Annotated in this window: 22 protein-coding genes and 1 tRNA gene; 12 read left to right on the top strand and 11 right to left on the bottom strand. The window is 70.7% G+C overall.

Annotated features, from left to right (window positions below; translation table 11 throughout):
- Positions 1-10 precede the first annotated feature (10 nt).
- Entirely contained in the window at positions 11-580 is a 570-nt protein-coding gene (locus L942_RS20455) for a TetR/AcrR family transcriptional regulator (protein WP_037362735.1), read from the top strand.
- 22 nt (positions 581-602) lie between these two features.
- Here the strand turns inward: L942_RS20455 and L942_RS20450 are convergent, their stop codons facing one another.
- Complete coding sequence (locus tag L942_RS20450) at positions 603-2,783, bottom strand: hypothetical protein (RefSeq protein ID WP_037362732.1); 2,181 nt, start codon at positions 2,781-2,783, stop codon at positions 603-605.
- Between the two features lie 268 nt (positions 2,784-3,051).
- On the opposite strand from L942_RS20450, the gene L942_RS20445 reads away from it, so the two are divergent.
- Positions 3,052-3,555, top strand: coding sequence for a DUF3145 domain-containing protein (locus tag L942_RS20445; RefSeq protein ID WP_106964955.1), 504 nt, complete (start codon positions 3,052-3,054; stop codon positions 3,553-3,555).
- 23 nt (positions 3,556-3,578) lie between these two features.
- Positions 3,579-4,178 carry a hypothetical protein gene (locus L942_RS20440; protein ID WP_037362726.1) on the top strand — a complete coding sequence of 200 codons (600 nt, stop codon included), beginning with the start codon at positions 3,579-3,581 and terminating at the stop codon, positions 4,176-4,178.
- Between the two features lie 76 nt (positions 4,179-4,254).
- Here L942_RS20440 and L942_RS20435 read toward each other — a convergent pair whose 3' ends face one another.
- From L942_RS20435 to L942_RS20415, 5 genes are all read right to left on the bottom strand, one after another.
- Positions 4,255-5,505 carry a beta-ketoacyl-[acyl-carrier-protein] synthase family protein gene (locus tag L942_RS20435; protein WP_037362723.1) on the bottom strand — a complete coding sequence of 417 codons (1,251 nt, stop codon included), beginning with the start codon at positions 5,503-5,505 and terminating at the stop codon, positions 4,255-4,257.
- Between the two features lie 51 nt (positions 5,506-5,556).
- On the bottom strand, positions 5,557-5,802 hold the full coding sequence (locus L942_RS20430; protein ID WP_009074690.1) for an acyl carrier protein: 246 nt from the start codon (positions 5,800-5,802) through the stop codon (positions 5,557-5,559).
- 70 nt (positions 5,803-5,872) lie between these two features.
- The gene (locus L942_RS20425) at positions 5,873-6,856 is read right to left on the bottom strand and encodes a beta-ketoacyl-ACP synthase III (protein WP_037362720.1); all 984 of its coding nucleotides are present in this window, start codon (positions 6,854-6,856) and stop codon (positions 5,873-5,875) included.
- On the bottom strand, positions 6,853-7,764 hold the full coding sequence (locus L942_RS20420; protein WP_081655147.1) for an ACP S-malonyltransferase: 912 nt from the start codon (positions 7,762-7,764) through the stop codon (positions 6,853-6,855). Before L942_RS20420 ends, L942_RS20425 begins: the two co-directional genes overlap by 4 nt.
- Before the next feature lie 305 nt (positions 7,765-8,069).
- Positions 8,070-9,281 carry a PucR family transcriptional regulator gene (locus tag L942_RS20415; RefSeq protein ID WP_037362717.1) on the bottom strand — a complete coding sequence of 404 codons (1,212 nt, stop codon included), beginning with the start codon at positions 9,279-9,281 and terminating at the stop codon, positions 8,070-8,072.
- A 154-nt stretch (positions 9,282-9,435) separates the two neighbouring features.
- Between L942_RS20415 and L942_RS20410 the strand changes: the two genes are divergently transcribed.
- From L942_RS20410 to L942_RS20395, 4 genes are all read left to right on the top strand, one after another.
- Complete coding sequence (locus L942_RS20410) at positions 9,436-10,353, top strand: ABC transporter ATP-binding protein (RefSeq protein WP_037362715.1); 918 nt, start codon at positions 9,436-9,438, stop codon at positions 10,351-10,353.
- Positions 10,350-11,564, top strand: coding sequence for an ABC transporter permease (locus L942_RS20405; protein ID WP_106964954.1), 1,215 nt, complete (start codon positions 10,350-10,352; stop codon positions 11,562-11,564). The genes L942_RS20410 and L942_RS20405 overlap by 4 nt, the downstream gene beginning before the upstream one ends.
- A gap of 736 nt (positions 11,565-12,300) precedes the next feature.
- Complete coding sequence (locus L942_RS20400; RefSeq protein WP_081655146.1) at positions 12,301-13,170, top strand: mechanosensitive ion channel family protein; 870 nt, start codon at positions 12,301-12,303, stop codon at positions 13,168-13,170.
- 256 nt (positions 13,171-13,426) lie between these two features.
- Complete coding sequence (locus tag L942_RS20395; RefSeq protein WP_037362713.1) at positions 13,427-14,065, top strand: nicotinamide mononucleotide transporter family protein; 639 nt, start codon at positions 13,427-13,429, stop codon at positions 14,063-14,065.
- Between the two features lie 2 nt (positions 14,066-14,067).
- Here the strand turns inward: L942_RS20395 and L942_RS20390 are convergent, their stop codons facing one another.
- From L942_RS20390 to aceE, 3 genes are all read right to left on the bottom strand, one after another.
- Positions 14,068-14,313, bottom strand: coding sequence for a hypothetical protein (locus L942_RS20390; RefSeq protein ID WP_037362710.1), 246 nt, complete (start codon positions 14,311-14,313; stop codon positions 14,068-14,070).
- A gap of 77 nt (positions 14,314-14,390) precedes the next feature.
- Positions 14,391-15,602 carry an alpha-hydroxy acid oxidase gene (locus tag L942_RS20385; RefSeq protein WP_037362707.1) on the bottom strand — a complete coding sequence of 404 codons (1,212 nt, stop codon included), beginning with the start codon at positions 15,600-15,602 and terminating at the stop codon, positions 14,391-14,393.
- Between the two features lie 206 nt (positions 15,603-15,808).
- Positions 15,809-18,604, bottom strand: a complete 2,796-nt coding sequence (gene aceE / locus L942_RS20380; RefSeq protein ID WP_037362705.1) for a pyruvate dehydrogenase (acetyl-transferring), homodimeric type — start codon at positions 18,602-18,604, stop codon at positions 15,809-15,811.
- A 398-nt stretch (positions 18,605-19,002) separates the two neighbouring features.
- Here aceE and L942_RS20375 point away from each other — a divergent pair, with 398 nt between their 5' ends.
- From L942_RS20375 to L942_RS20365, 3 genes are all read left to right on the top strand, one after another.
- A complete protein-coding gene (locus L942_RS20375; protein WP_037362704.1) occupies positions 19,003-19,437 on the top strand; it encodes a DUF3052 domain-containing protein in 435 nt (144 codons plus the stop codon).
- Positions 19,438-19,493: 56 nt separating this feature from the next.
- Positions 19,494-19,958, top strand: a complete 465-nt coding sequence (locus L942_RS20370) for a peroxiredoxin (protein ID WP_037362700.1) — start codon at positions 19,494-19,496, stop codon at positions 19,956-19,958.
- Between the two features lie 43 nt (positions 19,959-20,001).
- Positions 20,002-20,073, top strand: a tRNA-Val gene (locus L942_RS20365).
- 342 nt (positions 20,074-20,415) lie between these two features.
- On the opposite strand, the gene L942_RS20360 is transcribed toward L942_RS20365, so the two are convergent.
- The gene (locus tag L942_RS20360; protein WP_037362698.1) at positions 20,416-21,600 is read right to left on the bottom strand and encodes an aminotransferase class V-fold PLP-dependent enzyme; all 1,185 of its coding nucleotides are present in this window, start codon (positions 21,598-21,600) and stop codon (positions 20,416-20,418) included.
- Between the two features lie 45 nt (positions 21,601-21,645).
- Between L942_RS20360 and L942_RS20355 the strand changes: the two genes are divergently transcribed.
- Both L942_RS20355 and L942_RS20350 read left to right on the top strand, forming a co-directional pair.
- Positions 21,646-22,260, top strand: coding sequence for a GntR family transcriptional regulator (locus L942_RS20355; protein ID WP_037362696.1), 615 nt, complete (start codon positions 21,646-21,648; stop codon positions 22,258-22,260).
- A gap of 4 nt (positions 22,261-22,264) precedes the next feature.
- A complete protein-coding gene (locus L942_RS20350; RefSeq protein ID WP_037362694.1) occupies positions 22,265-23,026 on the top strand; it encodes a metallophosphoesterase in 762 nt (253 codons plus the stop codon).
- On the opposite strand, the gene L942_RS20345 is transcribed toward L942_RS20350, so the two are convergent.
- Positions 23,016-24,641 (bottom strand): CocE/NonD family hydrolase, encoded by a 1,626-nt coding sequence (locus L942_RS20345; protein WP_037362691.1) that lies wholly within the window; start codon positions 24,639-24,641, stop codon positions 23,016-23,018. The genes L942_RS20350 and L942_RS20345 overlap by 11 nt on opposite strands.
- Positions 24,642-24,793 lie beyond the last annotated feature (152 nt).

Genomic DNA, 24,793 nt, shown 5'->3' with positions numbered 1-24,793 from the left:
GCGTCGGGGCATGACCAGTGCCCCCGTTCCCGGCCGGCGTGAACGCAAAAAGGCGGCGACCCGCCAGGCGCTGGCCGACGCTGCCCTGCGGATGTTCCTGGAGCGGGGCTACGACCAGGTGACCGTGCGCGAGATCGCCGACGCCGCCGACGTGTCCACTACCACGCTGATGAAGCACTTCCCGACGAAGGAAGCCCTGGTCTTCGACCGGGAGCCGGAGGTGGACGAAGCGCTGGTGTCGGCGGTCCGCGACCGGCCGGAGGGCATGTCGGTGCTGGACGCGCTTCGTGCGCACATGCACGTACGGGCGACCTCCGGCATCCGCGCGGAAGCCGAACCGCTGCTGCGGCTGGTGCGGGAGACGCCCGCGCTCGCCGACTATTGGCACAAGATGTGGATGGGCCACGAGCACTCGCTCAGCCGCGTGATCGCGGCGGAAACCGGTGCGCCGGAGGACGATCCGCGGTGTGCGGTGCTGGCTCATTTCGCGCTGGAGACGGTCGCGCTTGCCGAGCGTTCGGACGATCCGCCGCACGTGGTCGACGTGGCGTTCGACCTGTTGGAGAACGGGTGGCAGTGAGCGGAGTCGCGGTGCCGTTCCCTCAGGACGGCAGTTGCAAGTCGAGCGCGCCCTTCGCCGCGCGGACCAGCCCGGGATCGTCCGCAGTGGACGGTCCCGGCTGCCAGACCGCTTGCACGAGCCGGACGCCGTTCCCGTCGATCTTGCTCGCGTAGGCGGCGCCGTCGAACTGCGGCGGGCCGGACGGCCACTTGCCGGTCTCCGTGGCGACGTCCAGGATTCCGCCGCCGCCCGGGTTGTCGGCGATCTCCTTGAGGTGATTGGCCTGTCCGGAGTCGGGAAACTCGACGACCGCGACGGTGACCGCCGCCGGCCGCCCGTCCACGAGGGCCGTGTAGCTCGCGCGGCGGACCGCGGAACAGCTGGTTTGCTGAAGGCTCGCCTGGACGTCCCCGAACGCGTGCGAGGCGCACTTCTGGTCGGCGCTGCTCGCCCGGGGTTCGAAGGCGAGAGTGGGGGCCGGCGGGGCGCTCGGCTTGGCGCTGCTCGGCGCCGGACTCGGGACGCTGCTCGGCGGCGCACTGCTGGCGGGCGGCGCCGCGGTGGTCTCGCCGCCGCTGGTCGCCACGACGATCGCCGACACCACCAGGGCGACCAGCAAGACGATCGCCGCGATCGGCACCCACTTGACCGTCCGGGAGTCCGGTTTTCCCGGCCCGGGCGGGGTGTTCGCCCCGGATCCGGCGGTCGCTCCGGTTGCGGTTCCCGCCGCGAAGGGTGCTCCGGTTCCCGTGCTGGCGGTGGGGGCTGGTCCGGTTCCCGTGGCGGTGGCCGGTCCGGTTCCCGCGCTGGCAGCTGGGGTGGGCCCGGTCGCGGTTCCCGTCGCCGCGGCCGTTCCGGTGGCCGCGGTGGTACCGGGTCCGGGAACTGCGGTCGCCGCTCCGGCACCGGCTCCCGCCGCGGTGACAGCACCGTTGCTGGGGCTGGCTGTCCTCGCCGAGGTGGGCTGAGGCGCACCCAGCGGCGGACTGCTGGGCCCGGGAACGACCGGCGGAACAGCTGCGCGCGGACGTCCCGCGCCCTGCGGCTTCGCCGGAGACGGCATCTTTTCGGTCGGTGTCTCGGGCGGGTCGGTGGACTCGGTGGGCGCTTCGGAAAGCGACTCGAGCTCCACCGGCGGAACCTCCGGTCGAGGCGGCCGCACCGCGATGATCTTCGGCCGCGGCGACGGGGGAGCGGCGGATTTCGGCGCGGGGGCAGGGCTGCTGGGGGAAGCAGCAGCCGTGGGGCCAGCGGGTCCCGGAGCGCCGGTGCCCGGGAAGACGGGGAGCCCGGGCGCATCCGCGGTGGAAGGCCCGGCCGGGCTGGCGTTCACGTCGGAACCGGCGCCGTCGCGGCGGACGGAGCCGGAACTGACGCTGGCCTGCGGAGCGGTGCCCTCGGTCGGGGCAGGAGCGGCGGTTCCCGGGCCGGAACCGGCCGCCGCGCTGGTTCCAGCAGCCGCGAGAGCAGGGCCCGGCGCGGGGACGGACTTCTCCGCGGCGGCATCGGGCCGCGAGACATCCGGAGCCCCAGCAGCCGCCCCGGCGGGACCGGAGTTCGCCGTGCCCGGAGCCGCCGCACCGCCGACCGGAGGCCGTGGCCCAGGCGGAACGGGGACGTCGTCCGCGAACCGGACGAACCCCTCGCCCCGCAGCACCTCGTCCGAAAGCTCCGGCGCGTCCGGAGCCAGCGCCGCGATCAGTGCCCGGGCCTGGTCCACCGACCGCGGATGCCGTGCCGTCGCGAGGGAGACCGTCGCGGCCAGCATGGTCGTCGGCGTCGGGTGCAGGACCCGGACCGGGCCCGCGAGGTCGCCGGGCGGCTGGTCGACCGTCTCGACATACGGGCCGACCGCCACGATCGTGCCGACCGGGCCCCCGCCGAGTTCCGCGATCCGGCGTTCGCATTCCTGGGACAGGTCGAGCGCTTCGGTGGCCGGGTTGACGTCGTCGCCGTGGACCAGGGGCCAGCCGTCGGCCTTCCACGGGCCGCTCAGCGGGGCTTCGAGGCGCAGCGCCGGGTCGGGCAGGTCCACGCCGATCACGACGAGCACGCCCGCGGGCAGCACGACCACCGCCTCGACCGGACGGTCCCCAGTCGGGCGGGCGCCGACGAGCGCGACGCCGCCGATCACCGTGCTCCCCCGGCCGAGGGAGGCGAGCGCGGCCCGCACGTCCTCCGCGACGCGCGAGGGCTGCTGCCCGAGACGGACCAGTCGCACCGAAACTCTCCTGTCGAATCCGCAGCGTTTCCGGTGCACCACGCTAGCGTGCCGGGCCGCCGGAACCGTGCTCCGCGCCCTCGCGTCGGCGTGCCTCACCACAATGGGTCGTCCGCCGCGACTTGTGGGGTTCATGTGGCCAAACGGCACGGTTGGGGTGCAGAATGTGCTACACAGGTCGGGAACTGCCGTGGAGGCTACGCAACCTGCGCAAGGTTCGAGAGGTCGTAGGGGAAGACGTCCCTCGTCGAACAAGCGGAGGTCAGCAGTGAGCACCCGTGGCAGCACCCGAGGCGTGGTGTACGTCCACTCGTCGCCGTCTGCGGTATGTCCGCACGTCGAGTGGGCTATTTCGGGCACCCTTGGTGCCCGCGTCGAGCTGAAGTGGACGGCTCAGCCGGCCAGTCCGGGACAGCTCCGGGCCGAATGCAGCTGGAGCGCGCCCGCGGGAACCGGCGGCAAGCTCGCCAACGCGCTCAAGGCGTGGCCGATGGTGCGCTTCGAGATCACCGAGGAACCCAGCGCCGGCGTCGACGGCGAGCGGTTCTGCTTCGCGCCCGGGCTCGGGCTCTGGCACGGCCGCACCAGCGCCAACGGCGACATCGTCGTGGGCGAGGACCAGCTGCGCGCGCTCGTCAGCATGACCCGCGGCGGCGAAACCCTCGCGCACAAACTCGACGAACTCCTCGCCGCGGCCTGGGACGAAGCGCTCGAGCCGTACCGGCACGCGGGCGACGGCGCCCCGGTCACCTGGCTGCACCAGGTCGGGTAGGGCAGGGCGGTACCCTCACCCGGGTGAGTGTTGACCCGGCCCCGCAGTCCCGTCAGCGGTGGTTGATCCCCGTGCTCGTGGTGGTGCTGTCCATCACCGTCGCCGGGGGCCTGCTCGCCCGCGAGCTGTACCGCCGCCCCGATTCCCCGCGCGCGGCCGGCGGCGAGGCCACCGCCCCGTCCGCCACGACCAGCGGAGGCTCGGCCGGCAAATCCGGCGAGGTCGAGGTCGGGGTCACCCCCGACGCGGAGAACCATCCGCAGGACGACGCCGTCCGCAGCGTGCTGAAGGCCTACTTCACCGCGCTGAACAAAAAGGACTACGACGCCTGGACCGAGACGGTCAGCGACGCGCGCCGCAGCAAGCAGCCGGAATCGGACTGGCACCGCAACTTCCAGTCCACGAAGGACGTCGACATCCTGCTGTACCGCATCGAACCGGGCGCGCAGGGCACGCTGCGGGCGCTGGTCGGATTCACCAGCACCCAGTCGCTCAACGAGGCCCCGGTCGACTTCCAGGAGCCGTGCATCCGCTGGCGGCTGGTGCTGCCGATGAAATACGAGCACGGCTCGTACCGGATCGACACCGTCGACAGCACGGCCACCGAACGCGACAAGTGCTGATCTCGAAAACCCGTGCATACGGCTGAAGGGCCCTCCCGGGAATTCCCGCGAGGGCCCTTCAGCCGCGAAAAGGGACTCAGTTCGCCGGCGTGAACAGCAGCGCGCTGTTGTGCCCGCCGAAACCGAACGAGTTGGACAGCGCCGCGGCGAGTTCGACCTTGCGGTTCTCCCCGGACACGACGTCCAGCTGCACCTTCGGGTCCAGCTCGGTGAGGTTCCGCGTCGCGGGCACGACACCCTCGTACAGCGCGAGGATCGTCGCGATGCCCTCGACCGCGCCGGCCCCGCCGACGAGGTGGCCGAGCGCGCCCTTGGGCGCGGTGACCACCGGGTGCTCGCCGATCGCCTTCCGGATCGCGGCCGCCTCGCCGATGTCGCCGACCACGGTGGACGTCGCGTGCGCGTTCACGTGGCCGACGTCCGAAGGGGACAGTCCGGCCATCGTCATCGCCGCGCGCATCGCCGCGATCTGCCCGATGCCCTCCGGGTGGTTGCCCGTGATGTGGTAGGCGTCGGAGGTCAGGCCGTAGCCGGCCAGCTTGGCGTAGACCCGCGCGCCGCGGGCCTTCGCGCGGTCGGCCCGCTCCAGCACGACCACGCCGGAGCCCTCGCCGAGCACGAAACCGTCGCGGCTCACGTCGAACGGACGCGAGGCCGCGGCCGGGTCGTCGTTGCGCGTCGACACCGTGCGCGCCTGGGCGAACCCGGCGACGGTGATCGGGTGGATGCAGGCCTCGGCTCCGCCCGCGACCACCACGTCGGCCCGCCCGGACCGGATCATCTCGAAACCGTTCGCGATGCCCTCGGCCCCGGACGCGCACGCCGACGCGGGCGAATGCACCCCGGCGCGGGCTTTCAGGTCGATGCCCACGTGCGCGGCCGGGCCGTTCGGCATGAGCATCGGCACGGTCAGCGGAGACACCTTGCGAAGCCCCTGCTGGTGCAACAGGTCGTTCTGGGTCAGCAGGGTCACCGGCCCGCCGATCCCGGTGCCGATCGAAACGCCGAGGCGTTCCGGTTCGACGTCGGTGTGCTCGTCGGTCTGCTCGGCGAACCCGGCGTCGGCCCAGGCCTGGCGGGCGGCGACGAGCGCCACCTGCTCGCACCGGTCGAGCCGGCGGGCCTGCACGCGGGGCAGGATGTCGGTCGGCTCGACGGCGAGCTGCGCCGCGATCCGCACCGGCAGGTCCAGCTCCGCCGCCCAGTCCGCCTCGATCGTGCGGACCCCGCTGCGGCCGGCCAGCAGACCGTCCCAGGTGGACGCGACGTCCCCGCCCAGCGGCGTGGTCGCGCCCATGCCGGTGATCACGACGTCGATGTTGCTCATGGGAGTCTCCCCAAGGTCGGCTCCGGACCGGGGCCCGGGTACGAAGAGGACTTACTTCGAGTTGGCGGACACGTAGTTCACCGCGTCGCCGACGGTCTTCAGGTTGGCCAGCTCGTCGTCCGGGATCTTGACGCCGAACTTGTCCTCGGCCTGCACGGCGATCTCGACCATCGACAGCGAGTCGATGTCCAGGTCGTCCACGAACGACTTCTCCTCGGTGACGTCGTCCTGAGCCACGCCGGCGACCTCTTCGACGATCTCGGCGAGGCCGGCGAGGATCTCAGTGTTGTCAGCCATCGGTGTTGTTCCCTTCTCGGTTTTCTGCGGGGTCCGCTCGCGGGCACGGCGCCCGCGGGGGAAGTATCGCTCAGGGCAGGACGAACGCCTGCGCGGCATAGGAAAGCCCGGCTCCGAAGCCGACCGCCAGCACCACGTCGCCGCTTTTCGCCGTTCCCGCCTTGCGCATGTGGTCCAGCGCCATCGGGATCGAGGCGGACGAGGTGTTGCCCGAGTACTTGATGTCGTCGGCCACCACCAGGTCCTCGCGCGCCCCCTTGGCGCGCAGCTTCTTGGCGATCGATTCGACGATCCGGAGGTTCGCCTGGTGCGGGGCCAGCACGTCCACATCGGACGGTTGCAGCCCGGCCGCTTCCAGCGCGCGCAGCGCGATCGGCGCGATCTGCGTGGTCGCCCAGCGGAAGACCGACTGGCCCTCCTGGAAGATCCACTGGTGGTCGCGCATGTAGATCAGGTCGACGAGGTCGCCCGCGCTGCCCCACACCACCGGGCCGATGCCCGGTTCGTCGGATCCGCCGACCACCGCGGCCCCCGCGCCGTCGGCGAAGATGATCGCGTTCGCGCGGTCGGTCGGGTCCACGACGTCGGTGAGCTTCTCGGCGCCGATCACGAGGACCTTCTTCGCCGAGCCCGCGCGCACGAGGTCGGAGGCGACGCCGAGGCCGTAGCAGAACCCGGCGCACGCGGCGTTGAGGTCGAACGCGCCGGGGCTGGGGACGCCGATCCGCGCGGCGACCTGCGCGGCCGCGTTCGGGATCGGGGAGGGCATGGTGCAGTTGGGCACGATGACCGTGTCCACTTCGGACGCCTCGACGCCGGCGTCGGCGAGCGCGTTGGCCCCGGCGGCGACGGCGTAGTCGACGAGCACGTCTTCCTTCTCGCCGAATCGCCGCTCGATGATGCCGACGCGGTCGCGGATCCACTGGTCGTTGGTGTCCATGATCTGCGACAGGTCGTCGTTGGTGACGATCCGGTCCGGCTGGTGGCTGCCGAAGCCGAGGATGCGGGCGGCGGGGGCGCCCGGGGCCAGGCTCAGGGTGGGGCGGGCGGTCACTGGGCGTCCTCCTCGCGCAGCGCCGCCAGCTCGGCGGGCGACTTCAGCGCGGTGGTAGTGGTGACGACGCCCTTGAGCTGCCGCTTGACCAGTCCGGTCAGGGTGCCCGCGGGCGCCAGTTCGACGGTGCGGTCCACGCCGAGCGAGACGAGCCCGTCCATCGTGAGGTCCCAGCGGACCGGGCGGGTCACCTGGGCGACGAGCCGGCGCAGGTACTCCGCGCCGCTCGTGACCACCTGACCGTCGGCATTGGACAGCAGCGGGCGCGTCGGGTCGGCCGGGGAGAGACCGGCGGCGTGCTCGCGCAGGGCGTCTTCCGCGGGCGCCATGTAGGGCGTGTGGAAGGCGCCGGCGACCTTGAGCGCACGGATCTTCGTGCCCTCCATCGGCTCGGCGATGATCGCCTCGATCGCGGCGGCGGATCCGGAGGCGACGATCTGCCCGGCCCCGTTGCGGTTCGCGGCGGCGAGGCCCTGGCCTTCCAGCCACGCGGTGACTTCTTCGGGGTCGCCGAGCATCACCGCGGCCATCGACGTCGGCTCGAGCGCGCACGCCTTGGCCATCTCCGCGCCGCGGACCGCGGCGAGCGCGACGGCGTCGGCGGGAGTGAGCACGCCGGCGATCGCGGCCGCGGCCAGTTCGCCGACGGAGTGCCCGGCGACCGGGGCGTCGGCGGGCACCGGCAGGTGCTCGAAGGACAGCAGGGACAGCGCGACGATCAGCGGCTGCGCGACAGCGGTGTCCTGGATCTCCTCGGCGCCGGCCTCGGTGCCGAGCCGGATCAGGTCGAGCCCGGAGCGGGCGGACCACTCTTCGACGCGCGCGCGGGCGCCGTCGAGTTCGAGCCACGGAGCGAGCATGCCGGGGGCTTGGGAACCCTGGCCGGGGGAGAGGACTGCGACTGTCACGCTGTCTATGAGACCACGGGACGCCTTGTGCTTCGGCTGCGGGCGGTCACCAAGTCCGTGCGGCGTTATTGGAGGAAACCTCCAAAGACCCGCCGGAGAACCCGGCCCTTAACCCATCCGCCTTGTGGGATTCAACCAGCGCTTGCCGTGAAGTCTGTCACGCGCCGGGGCTCCGGCACGCCTCGGCTCGGCGGGGAAGCGGGGCTGCGGACGGGGGTGCGGATGCTGCCGGGCGGAAGTCCGTGAAGGGCCCCTTGAAGGAATCCGATTCCCTCGCGGACCCCAGCGGCAGCGCACCGGGCCGGTCACCAGAGGCCGCGTGCCCGGGCCAGCCTGCCGACGGTGAGCGCGACCCGCAGCACGAGGGCGTCCCGGGCGTCGGTCGGGTTGCGGCCGGTGAGTTCCGCTGCCTTGCGCAGCCGGTACCGGACCGTGTTCGGGTGCACGAACAAGGTCTGCGCGCAGCGTTCCAGGACCCCGCCAGTGTCCAGATAGGTCTCCACGGTGCGCTGCAAAGCCGCCCCGGCCTCTTCCAGCGGCCGGGCCACCAGGTCGACCAGCAGGCGTTCCGCCCCCGGGTCGCCGGAGAGCGCGCGTTCGGGGAGCAGGTCGTCGGAGCGCACTGGGCGGGGCGCGCCGGGCCAGCCGACCACCGCGCGCAGCCCGGACAGGGCCTCGGCCGCGCTGTGGTGCGCCTCCGCCAGCGACGGCACTGTCGGACCGGCCACGATCGGGCCGTCGGCGAACACCGTCGACATCCGGGTGAGGATTTCGCGTTCCTTCGGCCCGCCCTCGGTGGGGCCGCCGATCACGATCACCAGCCGCGAGCCCTGCACCGACAGCAGCACCGCACGGCCGACGCGCGCGGCCCGGGCGCGGACGTCGAAAACCACCGTCGGCGGGTCGTCCGAAGGAGGATTTCCCACCATCACCGTCGCCGCCGCGGCCGGATCCCAGCCGAGTGCCGCGGCTCGCGAGAGCACCGATTCCTCGGCGTCGCCGCGAACGATCCCGTCGACCACGAGCGCTTCGAGCCGGGCGTCCCACGCACCGCGCGCTTCCGCCGCGGCGGCGTAGGAATTGGCCGCGGCGAAGGCGATTTCCCTGCCGTAGCGAAGAATTCCTTCGATCAGCGCGGCCCGTTCGGCTTCCGAGGCGGCGAATTCCGGCAACTGTTCCTCGAAGACCTCGATCGCGAGCCGCACCATCGCGACGGCCTGGCGCAGGCTGATCCAGCGCGACACTTCGGTCGGCGCGTCGCGGAAGGCTTCCGTGGTGAGCTTGAGCGCTTCCTTCGAATCCCGCAGCCACGCGACGAATCCGCTGGCCCCGGTCTGCGTGATCAGCAGGACGCTGGCGCGCTGGTCGGCGGGCAGCCGCGCGAACCACACGAGGCGGCGTTCCATTTCCGCGACGCTCGCGCTCGCCAGCCGCCCGGAGGCGTGCTCCAGGCTGCGCAGGGTTTTCGCGGACAGCCCGTGGTGCTTGCGCGCGGGGCGTCCTGTGCTGTCGGCCATGTCGGGTCCGATCCTACGTGCCGCCCCCGGCCTGCAACTTCAGGCGGATGCGGGGGCTACCCGAGGTGGTGGGCGGCACCCGGCCGAAGTGCCTAGGATCCCGGGTGGGGTGGCAGGGGATCACCCCGGCGAAAAAAGAACAGGGGGACGGGCCATGCCAGAGCCCGGACTGGAGATCGACGGGATCTCCAAACGGTACGGCGCCGTGGTGGCGCTTGAGAACATGACGTTCGACGTGCGGCCGGGGGAGCTTTTCGGATTCGTCGGCAGCAACGGGGCGGGCAAAACGACCACGATGCGCATCGCGCTCGGCGTGCTGAGCGCGGACGCCGGCCAGGTGCGGTACGCGGGGGAGCCGATCACTCACGAAACGCGCCGCCAGATCGGCTACATGCCCGAGGAACGCGGGCTGTATCCGAAAATGAAGGTCGGCGAACAGCTGACGTATCTGGCCCGGCTGCACGGAATGCCCAAAGCGGAGGCGAAAGCCTCGAGCGAACGGTGGACCGAACGGCTCGGCGTGGCCGCGCGTCGCGACGACGAGGTGCAGAAGCTCAGCCTCGGCAATCAGCAGCGCGTGCAATTGGCCGCGGCGCTGGTGCACGAACCGCAGATTCTCGTGCTGGACGAACCGTTTTCCGGACTGGATCCGGTGGCCGTCGACGTGATGAGCGACGTGCTGAAGGAAAAGGCGGCGCAGGGCGTTCCGGTCGTGTTTTCCAGCCACCAGCTGGATTTGGTTGAACGGCTGTGCGACCGGATCGGGATCGTCCGGAGTGGACGGATGGAAGCGTGCGGCACGGTGGCGGAACTGCGCGCCGGCGGCACCACCCGGCTGCTCGTGGACGCGCCGGACGCTCCGGAGAACTGGGCGGCCGGGCTGTCCGGCGTGACCGTCGTGGGCCGCACCGGAGCGGTGACCGAACTGGAACTGGCCGACGGCGCGGACGACCAGGCAGTGCTGCGCGCCGCGCTGGCGACCGGCCCGGTACGGGAATTCGCCCGCAAACTGCCATCCCTGACCGAGTTGTTCCGTTCCGTCGTGTCCGAGCACCAGGAGGCCGCGGCATGACCGGGTCGAACATTCAGATGAGCCCCTTGTCCGCGGTCGGCCTCGTGGCCGGGCGGGAAATCAGCACGCGCGTCAACTCCAAGGCCTACCGCGTCACCACGCTGGTGATGGTGCTGATCGTCGTCGGGCTGGCTCTGGTCTTCAAGTTCTTCAACGGAGGCGGCAGCGCCGACGCGACGGTCGGCTACGTGCCCGCCGCCGCGCAGCTGGCCGAGCCGCTGACCGCGACGGGGAAGTCGATCGGCCAGACCATCGCGACGGAGCGGGTGCCCGACGAGAAGACGGGCGAGGGGAAGCTGCGGGACGGCTCCATCGACGCCCTGCTGGTGCAGGACTCGAAGCGCGTGCACGTCCAGGTGAAGAAAGACCTCGACGCGAAGCTGAAGAACGCCTTCACCGTGCTCGAAGGGCAGCTGACGCTCAACCAGCAGATCGAGTCGCTCGGCGGCGATCCGGCGAAGGTGCGCAAGGCGGCCGCCGAGGCGACGATCGACGAACTGCCGCCGCTCGAAAAACCGTACGACTACAACGGGCAGCAGCTGGTGCTCGGCGTCATCGCGGGCATCCTGATCTACCTGTCGCTGATGCTCAACGGGCAGGGCGTGGCCCAAGGCGTCGTCGAGGAGAAGACGTCGCGCGTGGTCGAATTGCTGCTGTCGACGATCAAACCGTGGCAGCTGATGGCCGGGAAGGTGCTCGGCATCGGCACCGTCGGGCTGATTCAGATGCTGGCGATCGGCGTGGCCGGCGTCGCGGCGGGGCTTGGCTTCGGGGTGCTGACCATCTCGGTGAACGCGGCGGTCGGCACCGTGATCTGGCTGATCGTCTGGTACCTGCTCGGGTTCTTCATGTATTCGATTGTGTTCGCCGCCCTCGGCGCGTTGGTGTCGCGGCAGGAGGACGTGGCCGGCGCGACGATGCCCGCGCTGATGTTCGTGATCGCCGGGTACGTGGTGGGGATTTCGATCCTCCCGTCGAACCCGGGGAGCCCGCTGGCCGAGGTGCTGTCGGTGATCCCGGTGTTCGCGCCGACGCTGATGCCGATGCGGCTGGCGATGGGCGGCGTGCCGGCGTGGGAGGCGGTGTTGTCGGTCGCCCTGGTCGTCGCGCTCATCCCGGCGCTGATCTGGCTGGCCGCGCGGATCTACCGCAACGCGGTGATGCGCACCGGCGCGAAGGTGAAGCTGCGGGACGCCCTGCGCGCCGCCTGACCGTGCAGTTGCTGGCAGCGGGCCGCGGCGGGATGCCGCGGCCCGCTGTTTCGGTCCGGAGGGCCGGAAGCCTCTACTCTCGGTGGACGCGATGGTCCGGTGAGGGACGTGGGCGGCCGAGGCGCTAACCCACGTGGGTTAGCGGCAACGGGTGAGTTGCGTGGAGGCCGCCCTCGCGCGCCGGGCGTGCCGTTCTTCCGCCGCATGCCGGTTAATGGCCTTCACTCGACCTCTCGGCGGGCGCGTTATTGCCGTCTCGCCGTTATCCGGCGGGCCGGGCGGGACAGCGACGCAATTCGCCGCCGCGGGCTCTCCGGCGACGCGAATTCGCACCGTACAGACCGGGCCCCGGCGGGATTCCCGTCCGGACATCTCCGCCGCCATGCCCTGGTCGGCGCGCAAATCCGTCGACGGCCCGGCAATCGGGGCGAACATGAAGTCCAGATGAACGGCGGAGAAAACCCGAACCCTATTCGTCTCGGAAGCGCCCTCGCGCGGCGATAAAGCGCGGGAAATGTTCGAGGCCGCTCGGCGCTTGCGGTTTTCGCTGCGCCGAGCGGCCTCGTCTCCCCGGTCCCCACCGGTACGACAAGTATGGCGGTGCTTGATCTTCCCGCGCCAGTCGTCTCACTCGATCGTGGTGCACAGCACCTGGGCGCAGTGGGTACCTGTCCTGCGACCCGGTGCGACAGGACTGTGCCGGAATCCACGTCGAACCGCGGCGAAGGGAGCCAGCGTGGGTGAACAACTCAAGGACGGACTCGGACAGGCCTGGAATCTGGTGGCCACGTTCGTCCCGAAACTCGTGGGTTTTCTGATCATCCTCTTGATCGGCTGGCTGATCGCGAAAGCCGTGTCCAAAGCCGTCGGGCTCGTTCTCGGAAAGCTCGGTTTCTCGCGGATGGTGGAGAAGACCGGGCTGACCGGAATGGTGAAGGGCGCGAATCTCGACGCCACCACGGTGCTCGTGAAACTCGTCTACTACTTCATTCTGCTGATCGCGCTGCAGCTGGCGTTCGGGGTGTTCGGGCAGTCGAACCCGGTGAGCCAGCTGCTGAACGACATCATCGCGTTCCTGCCGAGGATCCTGGTCGCGGTCGTGCTGATCGTCGTGGCCGCGGCGATCGCGAAGGTCGTGCGGGACGTCGTCGCGGGCGCGCTGTCGGGCCGCCCGGCCGGGCGGCTGCTCAGCACGATCGCGTACTGGCTGGTGATGGCGTTCGGCATCATCGCGGCGCTCGGCCAGGTGAACATCGCGACCTCGGTGACCGGCCCGCTGCTGATCGCGGTGCTGGCGACCGCGGGCGGCGTGATCGTGGTCGGCTTCGGCGGCGGCCTGATCAAACCGGCCCAGCAGCGGTGGGACGGCTGGCTGTCGAACCTGCAGGGCCAGCTCGGCTCGGGCACCGGCGGCGGCTCGCGGGAGCCGAGCCAGGTGAGCGGGCAGCACGCGCACGCCGGGCAGGCCCGGACGCAGAGCTATCCGCAGTCGCAGTCGGGCAGCCTTCCGCAGCCTGGCGAGCAGACCCGCCAGATGCCCGCGGACGGCGGCCGCCCGCCGGAGCCGCCGACCCCGCCGGCCGGTTTCGGACGCGTGGACCGCTGAGCCGGTACCGGCGAGGAGGTTGAGGCCGTGCTGCCGATCGGGTTCGAGCCCGGCCAGCGGCTTCGCTGACGGCCTGTCCCTGATCCGCGGATCGGGGTGGAGCGAGGGGCCGCGCTGCTTCGGCAGCGCGGCCCCTTCAGTCTGTTCGGCACCGGTGCGGCGTCCACCCAGCGGGACTGTCTGCAGTCTCACATCGGCACGGGAATGGCGGCTCCGTGTTGCATGTTGGGAGGCGTAGATCGGAAGGGGTGCCGACGTGGACTTCCTGTTGCACCACGGCGTGACCGTGTTCGGCCAGTGGATCTCGATCGCCGAGCTGGCCGGGCAGCTGTTCGCGCTCGCGGTCGTGTTCCTCGCGCAGCGGCGGACGCTGTGGACCTGGCCGGTGCAGGTCGGCGCGACCGTCCTGCTCTTCGCCGTGTACGCCTCCGCGCATCTCGGCGGTCTCGCCGGGCGGCAGGTCGCGATCCTGCTCATCTCGCTCTATGGCTGGTGGGCCTGGAACCGCCGGACCGACCCGGTGTACGGCGTCGTCGTGCGCAAGGGCCGCTGGACCGAGCGAGCGGTGATGCTCGCCGCGTTCGCGCTGGGCACGGTCGCGATGGCGCTGACTCTCCAAGCACTCGACGCCTCGTGGGCGCCGTGGCCGGACGCCGCGATTTTCGTCGGGACGCTCGTCGCGTTCGCCGCCCAAGGGGTCGGGCTCGTGGAATTCTGGGGCGTGTGGCTGGTGGTCGACGCGATCGGCGTGCCGCTGCAGATCAGCTCCGGCCTGTACTTCTCGGCCGCGATCTACCTCGTCTTCGCCGCGCTGGTCGTCCACGGCTGGGTCTCCTGGAACCGGTCGGCGCGCACCGCGGTGTCCGGCGGGAAAGCCGTCGCCGCGGCACGCTGAGGTCAGGTGCCGAGCGCGAGCTGCCCGTCCGGGGTCAGCTCGGCCGGCGTCCACTGCCCGACCGCGCCGCCCGGCGCGGGCGCCGGGCGGACCAGTCCTTCCCGGACGAGGTCGTGTGCGGTGGCCTGGTCACAGCAGGGCAGGCCGTCGACCCGCAGGTCCGGTTCGCAGCTGCGCGTGAGTTCGGCTCGGCCGGCGGCGATCGCGCGCAGCATCGCCAGCGCGCGGCGGTTCAGCGTGCCGGACATGGTCCCCTCCCTCGGATGCTCCGAAGGCAAGAGGCGTGATCTCCGTCACTGGATACCCGGGTGCGCGGATCTTGGGCTCAGCGGAGCGTCGCGTGGGTGGGACGCAGGTCGTCTACCCGCCGGACCCCGAGCAGCTGCATCGTGCGGATCATCTCGCTGCGCAGGATGTCGACACAGCGCTGCACGCCGCGCTCGCCGCCGGCCATCAGGCCGTACAGGAACGCGCGGCCGATCAGCACCGCGTTCGCGCCGCGGGCGAGCGCGGCCACGATGTCGCCGCCGGACAGGATGCCGGTGTCGACCCACACCTCGGCGCTGTCCTGGACCGCGTCCAGCGTCGCGGGCAGCAGCTCGATCGGCGTCGGAGCGCGGTCGAGCTGGCGGCCGCCGTGGTTGGACAGCAGCACCGCGTCCGCCCCGTGCTTCACCACGTCGCGGGCGTCGTCGACGTTCTGCACGCCCTTGACCACGAGCTTGCCCGGCCACGTCTGGCGCACCCAGTCGAGGTCGTCGAAGTTCAGCGTCGGGTCGAAGAGCTGGTCCAGCAGTTCCGCGACGGTGCCGCCGAACCGGTTGAGCGACGCGAAGTTGAGCGGCTCGGTGGTCAGCAGGTTGAACCACCACGCCGGGTGCATCGCCCCGTCCACGAACGTCTTCAGCGTGATCGCGGGCGGGATGGTGAGGCCGTTGCGGACGTCGCGCAGCCGCTGGCCCGCGACCGGGGTGTCGACGGTCAGCAGGAGCGTGTCGTATCCGTTCTCCCGAGCGCGATTCATCAGATCTTCGCCCGCGCCGTGGTCGCGCCACACGTACAGCTGGAACCACTTGCGCGCGTTCGGCGCGGCCGCCGCGAGATCCTCGATCGACGTGGTGCCCATCGTCGAGAGCGCCATCGGCAGGTTGTTGCGCTGTGCCACGCGGGCCACCGCGCTTTCGCCCTCGGTCTGCATCATCCGCGTGAACCCGGTGGGCGCGAACGCGAACGGCAGTGCCGAGCGCTGGCCGAGGATCTCCCTGCTGGTGTCCACATCGGACACTCCGCGCAGCACGTTGGGCTGGAATTCCACCCGGCGGTAGGCCTGCCGGGCGCGGCGCAGGCTGTCCTCGAGCTCGGCCGCGCCGTCGGTGTAGTCGAATGCCGCGCGCGGGGTCCGCTTGCGCGCGATCATCCGCAGGTCGGCGATCGTGTGCGCGCCGGCGAGGCGCCGGTCGGTCGGATTGAGCACGATCGGCTTCGGCCGCAGGATTTCTTTGAGCTCGCTGGGCCGGGGCAGGCGACGCTGGGGCACGCTCGACCACCTTTCATCAGGCATCCGGATACATCCGATGTCTACCTTACTGATCCGGCCACAGGTAGGCCGACTCCCGCGCGGCACGTAACCGATGCGGCAAAGCCATTCGGCCGTGACTGTGGTCGGATTAGTAACGATCGGCACCGTAGGCAGAGGCCCCACCCGGACACCGTCCCGGAGGGGCCTCTGGAGTCAGCCGACGGTCACGCGTTGCCGGAGTCGGACGTCTGCGGCCCGGCGGCCGTCACGTCGTCGAGCCGGTAGCGGCGCGCCGCCTCGGCGACCTTCGCCTGGTCGAACTCGCCGCGCTTGGCGAGCGCGGACAGCGCGCCGACGGTGATCGACTCGGCGTCCACCAGGAACTTGCGCCGCGCGGCCGGGCGGGTGTCGGAGAAGCCGAACCCGTCGGTGCCGAGCGTGAGCATGTCGGTGGGCACCCACGGCCGGATCAGGTCCGGCACCGCGCGCATCCAGTCCGACACCGCCACGACCGGACCGGCGACCTCCGACAGCTTCTGCGTGACGTACGGAACCCGCGGCGTCTGGTCCGGGTGCAGCAGGTTGTCGTGGTCGATCTCGACCGCTTCGCGGCGCAGCTCGCCCCACGACGTGGCCGACCACACCGCGGCCCGCACGCCCCATTCCTCGGCCAGCATCTTCTGCGCCTTGAGCGCGTCCGGCATCGTGACGCCGGAGACCAGCACCTGGACCTCCGGGCCGTCGCCCGCGGGCGCGTCGGAGTACCGGTAGAGGCCCTTGAGCACGCCGTCGACGTCGAGGTTCTCCGGCTCGGCCGGCTGCTGGTACGGCTCGTTGTAGATGGTGATGTAGTAGAAGATGTTCTCGCCGTTGCCGTCCGGGCCGGTCTCGCCGTACATCCGGCGGAGGCCGTCCTTGACGATGTGCGCGATCTCGAACGAGTAGGCCGGGTCGTAGGCGACCACGGCCGGGTTCGTCGCCGCCAGCAGCAGCGAGTGCCCGTCCGCGTGCTGCAGGCCCTCGCCGGTCAGCGTGGTGCGGCCGGCGGTGGCGCCGAGCACGAAGCCGCGGGCCATCTGGTCCGCCGCCGCGTACAGGCCGTCGCCGGTGCGCTGGAACCCGAACATCGAGTAGAAGATGTAGATCGGGATCATCGGCTCGCCGTGCGTCGCGTACGACGTGCCGACGGCGGTGAACGACGCGGTGGAACCCGCCTCGTTGATGCCCTCGTGCAGCAGCTGGCCCTTCTCGGACTCCTTGTACGCCAGCATCAGGCTCGCGTCGACCGAGGTGTAGGTCTGGCCGTGCGGGTTGTAGATCTTGGCGGTCGGGAACATCGAGTCGAGGCCGAACGTGCGCGCCTCGTCCGGGATGATCGGGACGATCCGCTTGCCGATCTCGGAGTCCTTCGCCAGCTCGCGGATGAGCCGGACGATCGCCATCGTGGTGGCGACCTCCTGCTTGCCCGATCCCTTGCGCACGCCCTCGTAGACCTTGTCGCCGGGCAGCACGAGCGCCTTGGCGGCCTTCGGGCGGCGCTCCGGCAGGAACCCGCCGAGCGCCTTGCGGCGGCCGCGCATGTACTCGATCTCCGGCGAATCCGGGCCCGGGTGGTAGTACGGCGGCAGCTTCGGGTCGCGCTCGAGCTCCTCGTCGCTGATCGGGATCCGCTGGGTGTCGCGGAACAGCTTCAGGTCGTCGAGGGTGAGCTTCTTCATCTGGTGCGTGGCGTTGCGGCCCTCGAACGCCGGGCCGAGGCCGTAGCCCTTGATCGTGTGCGCCAGGATCACCGTCGGCTGGCCGGCGTGCTCCATGGCCGCCTTGTACGCCGCGTACACCTTGCGGTAGTCGTGGCCGCCGCGCTTGAGGTTCCAGATCTCCTGGTCGGTGAGGTCCTTGACCAGGTCCTTCGTCCGCGGGTCGCGGCCGAAGAAGTGCTCCCGGACGAAGGCGCCGTCGTTGGCCTTGTACGTCTGGTAGTCGCCGTCCGGCGTGACGTTCATCAGGTTGACCAGCGCGCCGTCGCGGTCGGCGTGCAGCAGCGAGTCCCACTCGCGGCCCCAGATGACCTTGATCACGTTCCAGCCCGCGCCGCGGAAGTACGCCTCGAGCTCCTGGATGATCTTGCCGTTGCCGCGCACCGGGCCGTCGAGCCGCTGCAGGTTGCAGTTGATCACGAAGGTCAGGTTGTCCAGGCCCTCGCCCGCGGCCACGTGGATCAGGCCGCGCGATTCGGCCTCGTCCATCTCGCCGTCGCCGAGGAACGCCCAGACGTGCTGGTCGGAGGTGTCCTTGATGCCGCGGTCGCGCAGGTAGCGGTTGAACCGCGCCTGGTAGATCGCGTTCATCGGGCCGAGGCCCATCGACACCGTCGGGTTCTCCCAGAACTCCGGCATCAGCCGCGGGTGCGGGTACGACGGCAGGCCGCCGCCCTCGCCGGCGTGGCTGTACTCCTGGCGGAACCCGTCGAGCTGCTGCTCGGTGAGCCGGCCCTCGAGGAACGCGCGGGCGTACATGCCGGGGGAGGCGTGGCCCTGGAAGAAGACCTGGTCGCCGCCGCCGGAGTGGTCCTTGCCCCGGAAGAAGTGGTTGAAGCCGACCTCGTACAGCGCCGCCGACGAGGCGTAGGTGGAGATGTGGCCGCCGACGCCGACGCCCGGCCGCTGCGCGCGGTGCACCATGATCGCCGCGTTCCAGCGGATGTAGCGGCGGTAGCGGCGCTCGATCTCCTCGTCGCCCGGGAACCACGGTTCGTTCTCGGTGGGGATCGTGTTCACGTAGTCGGTCGACGTGAGCGCCGGGACGCCGACATTGCGCTCCCGGGCGCGCTCGAGGATGCGCAGCATCAGGTACCGGGCCCGCTGCTGGCCCCCTCGGGCCAGCGCCTCGTCGAAGGAGTCCAGCCATTCGCTGGTCTCTTCCGGGTCGATGTCGGGAAGGTGCGCCGCGAGTCCGTCACGGATGACGCGTACGCGAGCCGGGGTCTCCTTGCCGGAGGCGCCGTCGTTCTGCGGGGCCAAGGGGTCTCCTTGTAGCTGGTTGTAGCCGTTGTAGCTGGTGGGCGGGAGTGCTCGCCGACGTCCATGGTCGTCCCGGTTGGGGTTCCCGTCACCTGTACTGCCCGGTAACATCGGCCGCCCGAGTTTCGCCACTCCCCGCGCACGGTGTATCGCGCGCGCGTTTTCTCTCCTCCACCCTAAAGGAGGCTCCCGGGGAGAGCCGCGCAGTGGTGGGGTACTGAGTGCCACCCGGGGTCGGGCGGGGGCGCGGCAAGCCCCTACGCTGCAGACACGACTTGCCAAAGATCCGGTGTGGACGGTTGCGCGCAGCGCCGCGTCAGTGTTCGCTGTTCGACAACCGGTATCCGAGTGCGGCGGACCGACCGCCGCGCTCCGTCGTAGTTGGAGGAGTGGAAGCAGTGGTCGCCGCGGGAGACGCAGGCACTGCCGGCGTCGCCGAGAGCCTTGGCATCAAGCCGGACATGGTGGTCCAGGAGATCGGCTGGGACGAGGACGTCGACGACGACGTTCGCGCGGCGATCGAGGAGACCATCGGCGGTGAGCTCCTCGACGAAGACGCGCAGGAGGTCATCGACGTTGTGCTGCTGTGGTGGCGCGACAACGACGGAGACCTCGGGGACGCGCTGGTCGACGCGCGAGGCCCGCTGGACGAGAACGGCGTGATCTGGGTGCTGACCCCGAAGACCGGGCAGCCCGGGCACGTCGAGCCCAGCGACATCGCCGAGGCGGTGCCCCAGGTCGGGCTCGCCCAGACCGCCAACATCAGCGTGGGCCCGGGCTGGCTGGGCACCCGGCTGGTGTCGCCGAAGTCCTCGAAGGCCAAGCAGCGCTGAGGCCGCGATAGGGTGGGGCGGCACGCTCGTGTTCGCTCTGGAGAGGAATCGCCGGTATGGCCGTCGAGGTCGGTTCGCAGGCCCCTGACTTCACGCTCAACGACTACAACAAGCAGCCGGTCACGCTGTCGCAGTTCAAGGGCGACAAGCCGGTTCTGCTGGTGTTCTACCCGTTCGCCTTCAGCGGGATCTGCACCGGCGAACTGTGCCAGCTGCGCGACGAGTTCGGCGACTACGACGGCAAGGGCGTCCAGGTCCTCGGCGTCTCGGTCGACACGCCGTTCTCGCTCAAGGCGTGGGCCGAGCAGGAGGGCTACCAGTTCCCGCTGCTGTCGGACTTCTGGCCGCACGGCGAGGTGGCGCAGAAGTACGGCGTGTTCAACGACCAGGCGGGTCTCGCGGTCCGCGGCACCTTCCTGATCGACACCGAAGGCGTGGTCCGCTTCGCCGAGGTCAACGCGCCGGGCGAGGCGCGCGACCAGGCGGGGTGGAAGAAGGCGGTCGAGGAACTGACCGCCTGACGAGTTTCGTCCGCCGGGGTGGGGGTTTCCCGCTCCGGCGCGCGGGCGCATAGCTCAGCGGGAGAGCACTCGGTTTACACCCGAGCGGTCGCAGGTTCGATCCCTGCTGCGCCCACCGTTTCGACCCCGTCCGGGGAAGCTGCACCGGATGGGGTTTTTCCCTGTCGTATCGAAGGGTTCGCGCAGGGGCGGCGATGGGAGTTCTCCATCGGGAAGCTCCAGGTGATTCTTCGCTTCCTGAAATTCCTCACCTGCGCCGATGAACGATCCGCGCGAGAAGGCCCCCTGGGCCGGGTTCCCCCATCAATCCCGGCCCAGGAGGCCTTCTCGTTTCCTCCCCCTGCCCCGTCGGGCCTGCCCCCTCGACAGGCCCGCCGTGGCGCACTCCGCGGGTGTACGCGAGACAAGAGGCGGCTTCGGCGGAGCTGGATACTGCGTCAAACGGGTGATCTCCAGATCACCGGGCGAGCGCGGCGACCTCCCCGGTCAGCCGGTCGATTTCCTCCTCGGTGTTGTAGTAGTGCACGGACGCGCGCACCAGGTCGGGCAGGCGGCGGGCGGTGAAGTCGTACTGCGCCGACGACGCGTGCGTGACGCTCGTGTTGATCTTCGCCGAGTTCAGCCGGTCCTTGATCTCGTCTGCGGGCACTCCGTCGACGCTGAACGTCACCAAACCACACTTGCGCGCGCCCGTGTCGTGCACGGTGACGCGGTGCAGTCCGGCCAGGCGGGAGCGCAGCGTCGCGGCCAGGGCGGTGACTCGTTCTTCGATCGCGGGCAGGCCCCATTCCAGGGCGTACTCCACGGCGGCGCCGAGGCCGAGCACGGCAGCGTAATCGCGCTCCCAAACCTCGAAGCGCTTCGCGGTCGGGTCGAGGACGTACTCGGTGGGAGACGTCCACGTGGCCGAGTGCAGGTCGAGCATCGCCGGCTCGAGGCGGTCGCGCAGGCGCGGGTGCACGTACAGGAAGCCGGTGCCGCGCGGGCCGCGCAGGTATTTCCGGCCGGTGGAGGTCAGGGCGTCGCAGCCGATGCGTTCGACGTCGAGGTCCAGTTGCCCGGCTGACTGGCAGGCGTCGAGCAGGTACGGGATGCCCGCCTCGCGCGCTACAGCGCCGATTTCCTCGGCCGGGTTCACCAGTCCGCCCTGGGTGGGCACGTGGGTCACCGCGATGAGCTTGACGTCGGAGTCGATCCGGCGGCGCAGGTCGGCGACGTCGAGCTGGCCGGTTTCGTCGTCGTCCACGACCTCCACCGTCGCGCCGGTCCGGCGGGCGATCTGGAGGTAGGCGATGGCGTTGCTGGCGTATTCGGCCTGCGCGGTGAGGATCCGGTCGCCCGGCCCGAACGGCAGCGCGTAGAAGATCGCCTGCCACGAGCGGGTCGCGTTGTCGCTGAGCGCGATGTCGTCCGGGGCGGCGTTGAGCAGCCTCGCGACCGAGGCGTACACGCCGTCGATGCGGTTGTTGGCCTGTTCGGCCGCTTCGTAGCCGCCGAGCAGGGATTCGGTGCGCAGATAGTCGATCACCGCGTCGGTGACGCGCGCCGGAGGCAGGGCGGAGCCGGCGTTGTTGAAGTGCGTGACTCCGGCGCACCCGGGCGTTTCTCGCCGTGCGCGGTCGACATCGAAAGAGCTGGCCATACCAACTGAATACAGTACGAGCAAACTGTGTGCAATACTCGCCGGATGGGCAAGAGACTCATGCGCGGCGAGCTTCTCGAAGAGATCACCGCGCGCGTCCTCGACGGACGGCTTCCCCCGGACACCCGGATCAACGAGGTCCACCTGGCGAACGAGCTGGGCGTGTCCCGGACCCCGCTGCGCGAGGCACTCATCGGCCTGGCCGATCGCGGGCTGCTCGTCGCCGCGCCGGGCCGGGGATTCCTGGTCGCGCCGCTCGATCCGCAGGAGGCGCGCCGGCTGTATCCGCTGGTCGCCGAGCTGGAAGCGCTCGCGTTGCGCTGGACGTCGCCGCTCGAACTCGCCTCGCTCCCGGACGCGCTCGACCGGATTTCCGACGAGACAGCCGATTCCGCCGATCTGTCCGCGGCGGACGACCGCTGGCACGCGCTGCTCACGTCCCGCTGCGACAACCCGCATCTGCTGCGCTTGATCGAGCAGACAAAGCCGTTGCTCAAACGCTACGAGACGGCATACTTCGGCGGGCGGGACCGAGCTGCGGAGAGCGGGGCCGAACACCGCGAGATCGCGGCGGCGCTGCGGGCGGGCGACCTGCCGCGGGCGTCCGCGTTGCTCGTCCAGAACTGGGTGAAAGCGTTGGCGTACTTGAAAGGGAGCTGATCCGGTGCGGGTTTTCGCGCATCTCTCCGACATCCACCTCGACGGCAGCGAGCGCGCCGACGCACGGGCCGCCGCGGTGACGCGGTATCTGCGAAACCTCGAGAAGCCGGTCGACGCCGTGTTCGCCACCGGAGACCTCGCCGATCACGGCCTGCCCGAGGAGTACCGTCGCGCGGCCGAACTGCTGGACCTTCCGGTGCCGGTGGTGGTCTGCCCCGGAAACCACGACGTGCGCGCGCCGTTTCGCGAGGCGCTGCTGGGAGAACCGGCCAGCGACTCCCCGGTGAACACCGCGACGGAGGTGGCCGGCGTGCTGCTCGTGTCGTGCGATTCGACGATCCCGGGCAAGGGCGCGGGCTACCTCGCCGACGAGACGCTCGCCTGGCTGGACGACACGCTCGCCGGGCACGACGGCCCGTCGTTCGTCGCGTTCCACCACCCGCCGCTCGACGTCGGGGTGCCGCTGGTGGACGCGATCCGGCAGACCGGCGAAGACCGGCTCGCCGCCGTGCTGAAGCGGCATCCCGGCGTGGCGGCGCTGCTGTGCGGGCACGTGCACACCGGCGCGGCGACGGAGTTCGCGGGCGTGCCGGTGCGGATCGCGCCGGGCGTGGTGTCCGGATCGCTGCTGCCGGTGGAACCCGGCGCGGGCCGCGGCTGGGACGAGGGCGGGCCGCTGGAATTCGACAGCCCGCCGTCGCTTCTGCTGCACGTGCTGCACGACGACGGCAGGCTGACGACGCATCAGCGCACGGTCACCGCGTAAAGACCGGAAGCGTGACCCGCGACGGCCGCGTCTCGTCGTGGAACACCTCGAACCGGTTCGATGCGCCGCGCACCGCGGACGAAACCCGTTCTCCCGTACCGTGATTGCGCGCGAATCGGGGGAACGCGCCGCCCGCGACCTGCACGCGCAACCGGTGCCCGCGACGGAAGCGATACGCGGTCGGGTCGAGTTCCACCTCGGCCCGCACCACGCCGTCGGCATCGGCTTCCGGAGCGCCGGGACGCAGCCGCAGGATTCCGTCGGTGACGTTGCGCGAGATGCCGCCCGGGTCGACGTCGCACAGCCGCACGTACACGTCGGCGTGCGCCAGTTCGGTCCGCACGAACACGGTGGCGGACACGTCGCCGATCACGTCGACGTCGTGCACCAGCGGTTCGCCGGTGAACACGAGCACGTCGTCGCGCGCCTCGACCGCGGAATTGTCGCGCTGCTTGTTCTTTCCCATCAGCAACGGCCCGCCGACGGCCGGGGTCGGGTCCGCCGGGTCATAGGTGAACGATGTGGGCCGGGCCTCGCCGGGCACCGTTTCGCCGAGGCCGCCGACTGGCCGCAGGTGCGCGTGCGTGGGTTCGGACGGGGGCGGCCAGTGGTCGAAATCGAGCCAGGTCGACGCTTGCTGCAGGAAAATCCGCACCGGGGAGCGCTGCAACTGGGTGCGGTCGTCGGCGAGATGCGCACGCAGGAAGCCGAGCTGGTCCTGGATCAGCGTGCGGAAGCTGGCCGGTTCGCCGTGCGCCCACGGACCGACGGTGATCCGCGGCGCTCGCCCGGCGTCCTGCAGCGTGCGGAAGTCCCGCAGCTGCGCGCGGATGAACAGGTCGTACCAGCCGGTGACCATGCTGACCGGCACCTCGAGCTTCGCGACTTCGGCGCTGTGGTCGGACATCTGCCAGAAATCGTCGTCCGGGTCCGCGTGCGCGGTGACGTCCTGCAGGAACTGCACCGGTTTGCCGATCGCCGCCACGTCCGCGCCCGCGATCGGCAGATACGCCATCGCGTTGCGCGTGCGCCGCGTCTGCAGCGGGTTGGGCAGCGCGGCGAACCGCTCCTCCTGCTTCCCGATCAGGGCCGACCAGGACACCATGTTGTCCGCCGCGAGCACTCCGCCCGGATAGAACGTGCTGACGAATTCCGACGCGGTGATCCCGAGGCACATGGCTTCCAGCGGCGGATCCAGGTACGGGCCCACTGCCCATTGGGTGTGGCCGAGATAGCTCGCGCCCGCCATCGCGATCCGTCCGTCGCACCAGGGTTGCTCGCGCAGCCATTCCGCGGTGGCGATTCCGTCCTCGCGTTCGGTGTGGAACGGGCGGAATTCCCCTTCGGAGCCGAAGGTGCCTCGGGTGCTTTGGAGGACTGTCTGGAGGCCGTGACGGGCGAAGGTTTCGCCGAAGAGCTTGGCCAGCGGGCCGGTGCGGCCGTAGGGGGTGCGGATGAGGACTACCGGGCCGGTGGTCAGGCCGGGCGGGGTGTAGCGGTCGGCCAGGAGGTGCGCGCCGTCGGGCATCGGGATGCGCAGGCCCTTGGCGGCCACGGGGGAGGGGCCTTCGGCGGCGGGGAGACCGAGCAGTCGGTCGACGATTCGGTTCAGCACGTGATCGAACGTACGCGAGTTGTTAGGGGGTTGCTTCGTTGCTGGCTGGGCGGCTCGTCGCCCTGGCGGGCGACATTGCGCCTCGTCGCTGGCGTGGGGCACCCCGAAGCCCGAGTGTGCTGACGGGCGGTGGGTGCTTGTCAAGGCGGGAA

Origin of the sequence: Amycolatopsis orientalis DSM 43388, assembly GCF_000411975.1 — a bacterium.
Lineage (GTDB): Bacteria > Actinomycetota > Actinomycetes > Mycobacteriales > Pseudonocardiaceae > Amycolatopsis > Amycolatopsis orientalis_D.
Note: the sequence above shows the minus strand (reverse complement) of the source record. Positions and strands in the feature narration are given on the sequence as shown.